General features: G+C 62.3%; 8 protein-coding genes and 2 tRNA genes. 4 read left to right on the top strand and 6 right to left on the bottom strand.

The features are described 5' to 3' along the window. Positions 1–14: 14 nt before the first annotated feature. Together J7E82_RS07110 and J7E82_RS07115 are read right to left on the bottom strand one after the other, a co-directional pair. On the bottom strand, positions 15–512 hold the full coding sequence (locus tag J7E82_RS07110) for a hypothetical protein (protein ID WP_214861931.1): 498 nt from the start codon (positions 510–512) through the stop codon (positions 15–17). Positions 513–520: 8 nt separating this feature from the next. After that, the gene (locus J7E82_RS07115) at positions 521–1,939 is read right to left on the bottom strand and encodes a phosphomannomutase/phosphoglucomutase (protein WP_214861932.1); all 1,419 of its coding nucleotides are present in this window, start codon (positions 1,937–1,939) and stop codon (positions 521–523) included. Positions 1,940–2,096: 157 nt separating this feature from the next. Between J7E82_RS07115 and J7E82_RS07120 the strand changes: the two genes are divergently transcribed. Both J7E82_RS07120 and J7E82_RS07125 read left to right on the top strand, forming a co-directional pair. After that, positions 2,097–4,259, top strand: a complete 2,163-nt coding sequence (locus tag J7E82_RS07120) for an ATP-dependent DNA helicase RecQ (protein ID WP_214861933.1) — start codon at positions 2,097–2,099, stop codon at positions 4,257–4,259. Positions 4,260–4,473: 214 nt separating this feature from the next. Continuing rightward, positions 4,474–5,901 (top strand): MFS transporter, encoded by a 1,428-nt coding sequence (locus J7E82_RS07125; protein WP_214861934.1) that lies wholly within the window; start codon positions 4,474–4,476, stop codon positions 5,899–5,901. A gap of 60 nt (positions 5,902–5,961) precedes the next feature. Here the strand turns inward: J7E82_RS07125 and J7E82_RS07130 are convergent. Next, positions 5,962–6,050, bottom strand: a tRNA-Ser gene (locus J7E82_RS07130). Positions 6,051–6,107: 57 nt separating this feature from the next. Then, entirely contained in the window at positions 6,108–8,360 is a 2,253-nt protein-coding gene (locus J7E82_RS07135) for a prolyl oligopeptidase family protein (RefSeq protein WP_214861935.1), read from the bottom strand. Positions 8,361–8,422: 62 nt separating this feature from the next. On the opposite strand from J7E82_RS07135, the gene J7E82_RS07140 reads away from it, so the two are divergent. Further along, positions 8,423–10,360, top strand: a complete 1,938-nt coding sequence (locus J7E82_RS07140) for an FAD/NAD(P)-binding domain-containing protein (protein ID WP_214861936.1) — start codon at positions 8,423–8,425, stop codon at positions 10,358–10,360. Positions 10,361–10,401: 41 nt separating this feature from the next. Here J7E82_RS07140 and J7E82_RS07145 read toward each other — a convergent pair whose 3' ends face one another. Both J7E82_RS07145 and J7E82_RS07150 read right to left on the bottom strand, forming a co-directional pair. Further along, positions 10,402–11,187, bottom strand: a complete 786-nt coding sequence (locus J7E82_RS07145) for a VOC family protein (RefSeq protein WP_214861937.1) — start codon at positions 11,185–11,187, stop codon at positions 10,402–10,404. Between the two features lie 209 nt (positions 11,188–11,396). Next, positions 11,397–11,484 (bottom strand) — tRNA-Ser (locus J7E82_RS07150). A 110-nt stretch (positions 11,485–11,594) separates the two neighbouring features. Here J7E82_RS07150 and J7E82_RS07155 point away from each other — a divergent pair. Then, positions 11,595–12,578, top strand: coding sequence for an NAD(P)H-quinone oxidoreductase (locus J7E82_RS07155; RefSeq protein ID WP_214861938.1), 984 nt, complete (start codon positions 11,595–11,597; stop codon positions 12,576–12,578). Positions 12,579–12,585 lie beyond the last annotated feature (7 nt).

Here is a 12,585-nt window from a genome sequence, read left to right on the forward strand (position 1 = left end):
CAGCTTATGGCGGACTAGTCCGCCCAAATGATCGGTTCGTTTTCATCTGCGGCCAGTTCCCCGAATTCCCAGCCGCTGTTGTTCCCAGGAGCATATGGCAGAACGGCGGCAAAGACCGAACCGTCCTCGTGTTCCGCCGCGACATGGATCGCATCCGAGTCTTCCTCTACCAAGGTGATGTCGCAGACCAGCGCAGCGGCCCGGAAGTCTCCGCGATTTTGTCGCAGGAGCTCCGCGAGATCGCTCAGCATTGCATTGGCATCGAACTCACTTGCTGATTCGGGTTCCGCTGCTGACTCGGGTTCCGTTGCCAGCTCGGGTTCCGCTGCAGGCTGGGGCGCGACGGCGAGTATTCTCACATCGCCGTCGTTCTCCACGACCAGGGCGAAAGGCAGGAACCAGCCATGGTTCTCCAGCTGCTCGCGGGCAGCGCCGATCCCCGTGCCCAAGAGATTCTCCATATCGAGGGCAGTTTCTTCGGGGACCGTTTCACGCCACGGTTGCTGACTCATGGTTCAGCCTATGCCCGGACGATGGCCAGCACGCGGTCGCGGATTCGGGCCATGGTTCCTTCATCCTGGGCCTCAGCGTTGAGGCGCAGGAACGGCTCCGTGTTGGAAGGGCGAAGGTTGAACCACCAGCTGCCGTCCCTTGCAGTGAACGTGCTTCCATCCATGTGGTCGATCTCGATATCCTCATTGGCGAAGTTCTCGCGCACGCGCTCGACGGCGGCAGCCTTGTCCTCAATCTCGGAGTTGATCTCACCGGAGGACACGTAGGGCTCATACTGCCGTCCAAGCTCAGAGAGCGGCTGGTCCTGCTCGCCGAGGGCTGCAAGCACATGCATGGCGGCCAGCATTCCAGTGTCGGCGTTCCAGAAATCGCGGAAGTAGAAGTGTGCGGAGTGTTCGCCGCCGAACACAGCGCCCTCCTCAGCCATCACTGCCTTGATGAAGGAGTGGCCAACACGGGTCCGGACAGGGCGGCCGCCGTCCTGGATCACGAGTTCGGGGACCGCCCGTGAGGTCAACAGGTTGTGAATGATGACCGGCTGCTCTTCACCCATAGCCTGTGCACGGGCGATTTCACGCCGCGCAACCATGCCCGTGATGGCGGAGGGAGAAACGGTTTCGCCCTTTTCATCGATTACAAAGCAGCGATCCGCATCGCCGTCGAAGGCAAGGCCGATGTCCGCACCATGCTGCACCACTGCAGCCTGGAGGTCGCGGAGGTTCTCCGGCTCGAGCGGATTTGCGGGATGGTTGGGGAAGGAACCGTCCAGCTCGAAGTACAGGGGGATGATTTCCAGGGGCAGCTTGGACAGCAAGGTGTCGCCCAGAACCGCCGGCGTAGTGAGGCCCGCCATGCCGTTACCGGCATCGACCACAACTTTCAGCGGCCGGCTCCCTGAGAGGTCAACCAGCTTGCGCAGGTACTCCGCATAGTCCTTCAGGACGTCGCGGACGCTTATGTTGCCCCGAATAGCGGCTTCCGGAATGGACCCCTGGTTCAAGTATGTTTCAGCGAGGGCCTGTATTTCTTTCAGGCCCGACTCGGATGAAATGGGCTGGGCACCGGCTTTGGCCATCTTGATGCCGTTATACTTGGCCGGATTGTGGCTTGCCGTGAACGTGGCGCCAGCGGCGTTCAGGGCACCGCACGCGTAGTAAAGTTCGTCGGTGGAAATCAGGTCAAGGAGCTGAACGTTCGCGCCACGAGCAGCGGCTCCGTTCGCAAAGGCCTTGCTGAACTCCGGCGACGACGGACGCATGTCACCGCCCACAAGGACTGTCTCTCCCGCGAGGTCCAGGGTGTCAACGAAGGCCGCTCCGACTGCCTCGACGATTTCGGCCGTAATGGATTTACCCACGATGCCCCGGACGTCGTAAGCCTTGAAGGAGTCCGATAGGTCGAAAGTCTTAATCTGCTCGCTAGTCACGCTGTTCATCCTACTGTGAGCACGCTCCCGGATTATCAATAAAGGCCGCCCTGTGAATAACTGAGCCGAATCCAGGTAGCTGGACAGTGTTCCTAACTTTTCCACATGCAGCCGCAGGGTGGTTTTTCCTGTCAGAGGCGACTGGGATACTGAAGCAATGGCCAATAACCAGGAATCAGCAGCAGTACTGTCCGCAACGCGACGCGATGCTTTGAAGGTCCTGCGCGAACTGGTGGGCAGGCCCGAGGCGGATTTCCATGAAGGTCAGTTTGAAGCAATAGAGGCGCTTGTGGATGGTGGTCGCCAGGCCTTGGTGGTCCAGCGCACTGGCTGGGGCAAGTCCGCGGTCTATTTTGTCTCCTCGCTGTTGCTGCGCCGCCGTGGCGCAGGACCTACCCTTATCGTGTCTCCGCTCCTGGCCCTCATGCGGGACCAGGTTGCTGCGGCCGCCCGGGCAGGGGTACGGGCGGTGGCCATCAACTCGGCCAACCAGCTCGAATGGGACAACGTACTTGCACAACTGGCGGCGGATGAGGTGGATGTCCTTCTGGTTTCTCCGGAACGATTGACCAACCCCTCATTCCGTGAGACTCAGTTACCTGAGCTGATTCGGCGGACCGGACTCCTTGTCATTGACGAAGCCCACTGCATCTCCGACTGGGGGCACGATTTCCGCCCGGATTATCGTCGTATCTCGGATCTCATACGGCAACTACCCGAAGGCGTCCCGGTGCTTGCCACGACGGCAACGGCAAATTCAAGGGTCGTGCATGACATTGAGGAGCAGCTCGGTCGGGGCGTGCTGACTATCAGGGGTTCACTTGGCCGTGAATCCCTCCGGCTTGGAGTGCTCACCCTGAACGACTCAAGGGAGCGCCTGGGCTGGCTGCTCACGCACCTGGGACAGATGCCGGGCAGCGGCATCATTTATACATTGACTGTCTCGGCCGCTGAAGACACGGCCCGGCTATTGGCTGAGGCCGGACACCATGTCCTGGCGTACACGGGCAGGACGGACCCCGCTGATCGCGAGAGGGCCGAGCAATTGCTGAAAGGCAATCAGGTCAAGGCGTTGGTGGCTACCTCTGCGTTAGGGATGGGCTTTGACAAGCCGGACCTGGGTTTTGTCATCCACTTGGGCGCACCGTCATCCCCTGTGGCGTATTACCAGCAGGTTGGCCGCGCAGGTCGAGGTGCTGCCAATGCCGATGTGCTGCTCCTCCCGGGCAAGGAGGACCGTGACATCTGGCAATATTTTGCAACGGCATCGATGCCCTCCGAGGAAAAGGCCGCCGCCGTGCTTTCAGCGCTCTCCGAATCCGGCGCGGCGCTGTCCACCGTGGCCTTGGAATCGAGGGTGGATCTCCGCCGCACGCCCCTGGAGCTCCTCCTTAAGGTTCTCGCGGTTGACGGCGCGGTGGAGCGAGTAGGGGGCGGTTGGCGCTCGACGGGACGTCCGTGGGATTACGACGCCGAACGTTATGCCAGGATCGCGCAGGCTCGTGTGGATGAGCAGGATTCCATGGTCATCTACCAGGACACGGCCGGTTGCAGGATGGAGTACATTACATCGGTTCTCGATGACGATTCCGCCCGAAGCTGTGGCCGCTGTGATAACTGTGCCGGTCGATGGTTCCCCCTTGAGATCGATACAACTGCTGCGGATGCTGCCGGCCGAACCTTGAGACGTGCGGGTGTCGCACTTGAGGCCAGGCTTCAATGGCCAAGCGGTATGGAGCGGCTTGGCGTGGCGGCCAAGGGAAAGATCAAACCCGATGAAAGCGTCGCTGAGGGCAGGGTTCTTGCGCGGCTGACCGATCTGGGGTGGGGCGGATCCCTCCGCGAGCTTTTCAGCGCGGGCGCCTTGGATCGGAGCCTTGAGCCCGCAATGCTGCAGGCGTGTGTGCAGGTGCTGCGGGAATGGGCAACGGGTGGTCCCCGTGTCGCAAGCTGGAGCGGTTCGGGACGACCAGCGGCTGTGGTCAGCATCCCCTCGAGAAATAAACCGGAGCTTGTGCAGTCTCTGGCCCGGGGCATCGCAGAAATTGGACAACTGCCTTACCTGGGAGAGCTGACGCTGCAGCATGGCGGACCAACAGGAGGCAGGGGAGGCAACAGCGCCTATCGGCTGGCCGGGGTCTGGGAGCGCCTCGCCGTTGGTCACGACCTACAGGGCGCCTTGGAGCCCTTCCAGGGGGAGAGCGTGCTTCTGGTGGACGATCTGGTGGATAGCCGTTGGACGTTGACTATCGCCGGACGTGCGTTGAGGAAGGCAGGGGCGGGAGCCGTGCTGCCACTCGTATTGGCACAAGCAGGATAAGGGGCAGGCCGGATAACCACCGGAATCCACAGGCGGCCCGCCAGCCCGATGTAACACTGCTCTTCGATGTAACACTGCTCTTCGATGTAACAGTGGTTCCAGGATGGCAGGCTGGAAGACGTCGCCCTAGGATCGTGGGAAACCCTTTTCTTGCGAAACGGCAAACGGCTCCGGCCCCAATAGGCCCTTTCGCAGAACCGTCCAGAGCGGAGTCATGAGTAAAACTTCGAGCCCTGCGGGCGTGAGCGATGCTGACCACTCTACGTGGCAACCCAAATTGGCTCTGCTCGTGGCAGCGACCTTCTTCATGGAGTTCCTCGATGGAACTGTGTTGACCACCGCGATCCCCAGCATCGCCGCAGATTTCAAGGTGGCCTCGGCGGATGTCAACATCACGATGACCGCCTATCTCATGACTGTTGCGATGGGAATACCCCTTAGCAGTTGGCTGGGCGAGCGGCTCGGCGCGAGGCGTGTCTTCTGCTTCGCTATCGCGCTATTCACCGTGGCCTCGCTGTCCTGTGCACTCAGCCCGGACCTGGCCACGTTGACCATCAGCCGAATAGTCCAGGGGATGGGCGGAGCCATGATGGTGCCAGTAGGGACGCTTGCGGTGCTCCGGGGAACCCCCAAATCCGACCTCCTGCGCGCCACCGCCTACCTCGTGTGGCCTGGGCTGCTGGCGCCAGTACTTGCGCCTCTCGTAGGAGGAGCCCTGACCACCTACCTTTCCTGGCACTGGATCTTCCTGATCAACATTCCACTGGGCCTCGCCGCCTTCGTGGCGGCCCTGCGCCTGGTGCCCAGCGGCCACGGAGACAGGGCGCGCAGGCTTGACTGGGTTGGGCTGGCACTCACCACGCTCGGCGTCGGTGCCCTGGTGGTGGGCTTGGAAGGTGTTGGTGGTCACGGGGGAGAATGGTGGCCCACCGTGTCGATCGCGGGCGGACTTGCATCCCTGGCTGCAGCTGCGTGGTGGATGCTAAGGACCTCCGCTCCCTTATTCGACCTGCGGGTTTTTCGAACACGCACTTTTCGTGCGATGTCCACCGGCGGATTTGTTTACCGGCTCACGATCAGTTCGATTCCCTTCCTGCTGCCTCTGCTGTTCCAGGACGGCTTCGGCTGGGACCCACTGAAGGCAGGCGCCGTTGTTGCCGCCGTATTCGTCGGAAATATCGGGATCAAACCCGCTACGACGCCCATCATTCGACGCTTCGGATTCAAACCTGTCCTCGTCTTCGCCTCACTGGCTTCGGCCACAACTTTCGCCGCCTGTGCGCTCCTAAACCCAGGCATGCCGGAACCACTCATTTTCGCCCTGCTGATATTCAGCGGAGCGTTCCGGTCGATCGGATTTTCGGCCTATGCGTCCGTGCAGTACTCAGATGTGGTTCCCGGCCAACTGCCGTCAGCCAACGCAATGTCCGCAACTCTTGTACAGCTCGCGCATGGTGCGGGTATCGCTGTTGGGGCACTGCTCCTGCGGCTTTTCGAGGCGGCACCTTTCGCCGGGTCCGACGAAATCGGACCCTACCGCTGGGCATTCCTTGCGATGGCCGCCCTGATGCTGCTCAGCACGATTGACAGCCTGACGCTCCCTCGGCATGCGGGCGCGGAAGTCAGCCGCGCCAGGAACTGAGGCCGGCCGCTTCGACGTCCGGAAACGCAAAAGGCCCCGGTCCAGGACCGGGGCCAAACGCGGAGACGGGGGGATTTGAACCCCCGGTCGAGTTTAACCCCGACCCTTCATTAGCAGTGAAGTCCATTCGGCCGCTCTGGCACGTCTCCAATTGCTATTGCTAGCCCACCAAGGATACGCAGAATGGGGCACACAGTGCAAAACGGTCAGGCCTCTCCGGCAAGGGCCCGCCACAGGAAATGCTGGCTGCGAGCCTGAAGCGCCGCTGCCTGCCGATTGTCTGAGGCTCCTGCATGGCCGCCTTCAAGCGCTTCATGGAACCAGACGTTGGGGATGCCCATTGCTTGCATTCGTGCGGCCATTTTCCGCGCCTGCACCGGCCCCACCCTGTCATCAGAAGTCGCGGTCCAGATAAACGTCTCCGGATAGTCCACGCCGTCACGAAGGAGGTGATAAGGGGAGAACGTGCGGATGAATTCCCACTGCTCGGGATCATCGGGGTTTCCGTATTCCGCGATCCACGAATAACCGGCAGACAGCTTCGTGTAGCGGCGCATGTCCAGGAGCGGAACGCCGCAGGAGATCGCGCCGAAAAGCTCCGGGTACCGGGTCAGCATGTTGCCAACCAGGAGCCCGCCATTGGAGCCGCCAACACAGCCCAATCGCCCACGGCTTGTCACACCGCGGGAAATAAGGTCCTGGGCGACAGCGGCGAAGTCCTCGTAGGCACGGTGCCGCTTCTCCTGAAGCGCGGCCCGATGCCAGGTTGGGCCGTATTCGCCGCCGCCTCGGATGTTCGCGACGACGTACACCCCGCCCCTCGAGTGGCCGCCCGAACCGTCCGCGTGGGCGTCAGTGCGCCGTTCAAGCCACGCCCGGCCGACAATTCCGCTATAGGCAGGCGTTCGGGAGACCTCGAATCCGCCGTAGCCCGAGAGCTGTGTGGGATTCTGGCCGTCCAGCACCAGGTCACGACACGCAATCTGGAAATAGGGGACGCGCGTCCCGTCCTTGCTGACGGCGAAGTGCTGCTGGACTTCGTATTCGTCCTCATTAAAGAATGACGGCGCAGTCTTGATGACGGCGTGCGTACTCGCCACCGGGCCGGCTGTGCCGCCGGCCTCTACGGGATTCAGGTCGTCGCGGCTCAGGGTGCCGCGAGTTAGTGTCGTGGGGGTCGTGAAACCAGTCGCTATAAGCCAATAGTCGTTCCCGGCGCCGCCGTCGTCTTCATCGTCGACGGCGTACGCGTTCACGTCATGCAGGGGACGGCACGCGTCAAGTGCGGAAACCTGCCAATTGCCCGTCTCATCCGGACGGGACGGATCCAGGACCCTGATTTCCGACGACACATCCCGCAGCAGGTTGAGCAGGAGGAAATCGCGGGTCCAGCTCCAGGATTGCAGGGATGTGTGCTGGTCGGGCGTGTAGAGCACAAGCAGTTCGCGTTCCCCGGCCAGGTAATCCGAGAACTTCGCCGCCAGGAGCGATCCGGCCGGGTAGGTGCTTCCATCGAGTTCCCAGTCCTGTTGGGGGCGGAACAGCATCCATTCCCGGTGGGCACTGAGGTTCACGTCAGTGGGGACGTCGATGGCAATCCATTCGCCATCACCCAGGACGAATGTGGTGCGGTTGTAGAAGTCGATCAGGTCAACGGCGAAGGTCCGTTCGAATCCGGGCGTGGAGTCGTGGGCAAGGACTGCCATCATGTGGTCCTCCGGGATCTCGAAGAGCCGCTCTGCCGCTTGCAGCGTCTGCCCGCGCTGGAGCTTCACGCCCGTCCTGGCATAGGAGGAGCTGGTCTTCGGGAGATCCTCGGCGGTGGTGGAGAGCAGGAGAGTGTCCTTGTCCAGCCACGCCAGGTTGCCTTTCGCCGTCGGAATGTCGAACCCGCCCGAAACCGGGTCGACAAAGGACCTCGTCTCGACGTCGAACTCGCGGTGGCGGTTCGCGTCACCGCCGTCGGGAGAGAGGGCAATCATCGCCATGCGATAGTCCTCGCCCTCCGGCGGCCGCAGGAAGGCGGCACCGTGGAAGACCCATTCCGTTCCCTCGGCAGCTGCCAGGGCATCTACGTCCAACAGCACATCCCACTCTGGGGAGTCAGTCAGGTAACTGTCCCAGGTGGTGCGGCGCCACAGCCCCTTGGGGTTGTCCTTGTCCTTCCAGAAGTTGTAGTAGTGGTCACCTCGCTTGTTGACCATCGCGATCCGGTCGGTTGAATCGAGGACCTCGAGGATCTTTTCCTCAAGCTTCCCGTACTCGGCATCATTCAGGAGATCCTCGGTGCGCGCATTCTGTTCGCGGACCCAGGCCAGCTGCTCCTCCCCATGAATCTCCTCGAGCCAGATGTTCTCATCAACAGGTTCGGGGGCAACAACCGTGGTTTCGTTCAACGCGGGCTCCAGGGGACTTTCATTGTTGGACACGGGCGTCTGGTCAGCTGCTGTGGTGGTCATCGCCCCATCCTAGGATGCCTTTCTGAGAGGTTAGCAAGTCACAGGAAGCTAGGCTGGAGGGCGTGGGAAAATCGCAGAGTATTCGGGTAGCGCTAATTGGTGCCGGTCCGCGCGGCACCAGCGCCCTGGAGCGGCTGCTGGCCAACTGGGCTTCGTTAACGTCCAAGGACGGGACCCCCGGGCGAAGGCTGAGATTGGATGTCATAGACCCATATCCTGCAGGTTCGGGACACGTATGGCAGCCCAACCAGTCACGGCTTTACCTGATGAATACGCAGTCGTTCTACCCCACAGTGATCCCCGAGGAACCGGAGCTGGCTCCTGCCCTGGCGGGCGGCACCTTCGAAGCGTGGAGGCAGTCGCGAAGGGTCGACGGCACTGGACTGACGGCCGACGAACGGGCTGAACTTGCCTCCCTTGAGGCCCATCACTTCCCTAGTCGCGCCCTGTATGGACGCTACCTGCGTTCAACACTGGAGGCCCTGCTCGCCATGCTGCCCGACGGCGTCGACCTTGCCTTCCACCAGGCCAGTGCAGTTTCCGTTCGACGAACTGAAGAGCGGTTCGACGTCGGGCTGGCAACCGGCAGTTCGATTCCCGCCGATGCGGTAGTGCTGTCCCTTGGACATCTGGAGTCCACGCTGAACGCTGAACAGAGATCGTTCGGCCAGGCCGCGGACCGGCTGGGCTTGCGATACTTCCCGCCTGCGGCCCCGGCCGACGTCGACTGGTCGCAGGTTCCGGCGAACGAGCCGGTGCTCGTCCGTGGCATGGGCTTGAACTTCTTCGACGTTATGGGCCAGCTGACGGAGGGACGAGGCGGGAAGTTTGTCGAATCGGGGAGTGCCTTGGAGTACCTTCCCTCAGGCGCCGAGCCCTTGATCCTGGCGGCCTCGCGCCGTGGAACCCCCTATCGGACCAAGGCTGAACTTGACCGCTATTACCCTCGAAACGTCAAGCTCCGCTACCTCACCGACGCGGCCCTGCAGCGTTTCTCCGCAGCAGGGATCCAGCCCGGATTCGATCATGACCTTTGGCCACTCCTGCATCGGGATGTTCTGTGGGCCTACTATTCGACGCTTGTAAGCTCCGAGTCCGGCGGGGTCAACAAGCAACAAGAGTTCCTGCGTTCCCTCGACGTCGCGCTACGTCCGCATTCCCACAGGGCGGGGCATTGGGAGGCAAGAGTCGCGGATATCGTGCACAAGTACGTCTCCGCAGATCTCATCCTGGACCTTTCCGGGCTGGCTGCCCCGCTGGCCGGGAGATCCTTCCCTTCCCGGACGGAACTGGACGCCGCCATCGTGGACTACCTGGACGACGATGCCCGCCGGTCGGCGCTAGGGGAGTCGGACCCCGTGAAAATGGCCATTGGCGCTCTCCATGCCGGCCGGGCCGTTCTCAAAGATGCAGTGGCAGATGGCGGCATTACGGACGAATCCTGGGTCGGTGAATTGCGCGGCTGGTTCGAATCCTTCATTGAGGGACTCGCCAGCGGTCCACCAGCCATCCGTGCCCAGCAACTGGCAGCGCTCGCTCGAGCAGGAATCGTGAGCTTCATCGGCCCCGACCCAAAATTCAGCGTCGACCATCGCGCGGGTAGGTTCACTGCCGCCTCGCCCTGGGTTCATGACGGGCCTGTGTCAGCGCGCACCATGGTGGAGGCGCTGGCGCCTGCCAACCGTGTTGCGGCAAGCGATTCCGAACTTGTGCGCCAGCTTTTCGCCGACGGGCTGGCCCGCCCGAAACTGATGATGACGGCTGAAGGAACGCCGGTCCAGACCTCCGGGCTGGATGTAGAGCCGCACCCGTATCAGGCAGTCGGGGCCAACGGTGCCGTAACAGCCGGCCTCTATGTCCTTGGGCTGCAATTGTCCTCTACCCAATGGGGCACAGCTATCGCCGCTGAGGCCTTTCCGCCCGAGGGTCCTGCCTACACGAGTGCCCAGCGAACCCTGCGCGACGCCGATGAGATCGCCCGCCACATCCTCGGAGCCTAAACCCCCGCCCGGCCCGCGTGAAACACCCCTCCCCGGCGTTCTTAGTCTGCCTGCCCGGGGTCCTGGTTGATTTTGAAGATGGCGCCCGTGGGGTCAGCCAGCGTTGCCATGCGCCCGAACGGTGTGTCCTGCGCGGGCTCGATGAGCGTGGCGCCCAGCGCGAGCGCAGACTCAATGGTGGCGTCGGCATCGTCGACGCCGAAATATATCTGCCAGTTGGACGGCACCTGCTCCGGGAGGAACGCGGACGCGTCCATAATGCCGGCCTTGGCATCGTCGCCTGCCCCCAGGGTGGTGTAGCGGAATTCGGGGGTGTCACTCATGACGTCCGTTTCCCAGCCAAACACCTTCTGGTAGAAGGCAACGGCGGGGTCGTAGTCCTTCGCGTGGAGCTCATGCCATACCGGCGTTCCGGGTTCGGCCGCGGCTTCGTAGCCCTGGTGCCGGCCAAACTGCCAGGCACCGACAGGGGCTCCGGTTGCATCCCCGAACATCGCCATGTGTCCCTGTTCCGGTACCTCCATGGGTTCGAGGAAGACCTGGCCGCCGTTCGCGGCTGCCGCTTCGGCGGTGGCGTTGATGTCATCAGTGCGGAGGTACGTCGACCAGACATCGGGCATCTGGGCCATGTCCTCCTGCTTCTGCATAATCCCCGCGACCATGTTTCCGTCCTTGAACGCCGTGATGTAGCCGCCGTACAACTCCTCGTCACCGGCTTCATAGGTCCAGCCAAAGAGTGCGGAGTAGAACGTCTTGGCTCTTTCGGTGTCCGAGGTCATCAGGTCGATCCAGCAAGGTGCGCCGGGGGTAATTTCTGGTTTCGGCATAGTGTGGCTCCTGGTTTGATCCGGTTGATCCGACAAGGTGGGGTCCAGCGACGTGCGCCGCGGACGGTGGATATGCGGTGGAGACAGTCAGAACACTATGCCGGACCTCTGACAGTTTTCAATGCCTGCGCCGTGAGTTCCAGGTGAACCTTCCATGGCAGCAAAAAGGCCCCGGTTCCTGAACTAGTCAGAAGCCGGGGCCCACTGCGCGGAAGGTATGGGATTTGAACCCATGAGACGGGGTTGCCGCCTACTGGTTTTCAAGACCAGCTCCTTCGGCCGCTCGGACAACCTTCCCTGACTAGTAGTGTTTCATAGGGAGTTGGCTGCAACAAAAAATTCCCGGCATTTTGGTGTAGGAAATGGGAAGTCGTTGCAGGAATGGGCCAGGAGAAGGGGAGCTTGCCATGAAAGCCGTCTTTATTTCGCAGCCGGGCGGACCGGAAGTGTTGGAGATCCGCGACGTTCCCGCTCCGGTGCCCGGCCCCGGCGAGGTGCTCATCGACGTCGTCGCTGCCGGCCTAAACCGGGCTGACGTGCAGCAGCGGCGCGGTTTCTATCCGCCGCCGCCAGGCGCTTCCGAGATTCCGGGACTTGAGGTGTCAGGACGCATTGCCGCTTTCGGCCCCAACGTCGGGAAGCCTTTCTCGGTCGGCGACAAGGTGGTAGCGCTGCTTGCGGGCGGCGGATATGCCCAGCAGGTGGCGGTGCCAGCCGAACAGGTCCTGCGAGTGCCCGACGGCGTCGACCTCGTCACTGCGGCCGCCCTGCCGGAAGCAGCAGCCACCGTATATTCAAACCTGGTCATGACGGCGCAGCTGCAGGCGGGCGAGACGGTGCTCATCCACGGGGCAACCGGCGGCATCGGAACCATGGCCATCCAACTGGCCAAGGCCCTGGGAGCGAAAGTGGCGACCACAGCAGGTTCGGAAGAGAAGGTTGGCACTGCCAAGGCTTTCCTCGGAGCCGATATCGCCATCAACTACGCCGAGAGTGACTTCGCCCAAAGCCTGAAGGAGCTAAACGGTGGAAAGGGCGCCGACGTCATCCTCGACGTCGTGGGCGCCAAGTACCTCAAGCAAAACCTTGAGGCCCTTTCCGAGTACGGGCGCTTGATCGTGATCGGCCTCCAAGGCGGAGCCAAAGGGGAACTCGATCTTGGCCTGCTGCTCAGGAAGCGCGCAGCGATCATTGGCACGGTGCTTCGCCCCCGATCCGTCGCCGAGAAGGGCATCATCATGAATGCCGTCCGCGACTCCGTCTGGCCGCTTGTCAGCGAGGGGCGCATCAAGCCGCTGGTAGCGAAGTCATTTCCGCTCCAGCAGGTCCAGGACGCGCATGAGTACTTCGACTCCGGCGAGCACGTGGGCAAGGTCCTGATGCTCCTCTAGGGAGCCT

This window comes from Arthrobacter sp. ISL-30, assembly GCF_018613855.1.
Lineage (GTDB): Bacteria > Actinomycetota > Actinomycetes > Actinomycetales > Micrococcaceae > Arthrobacter.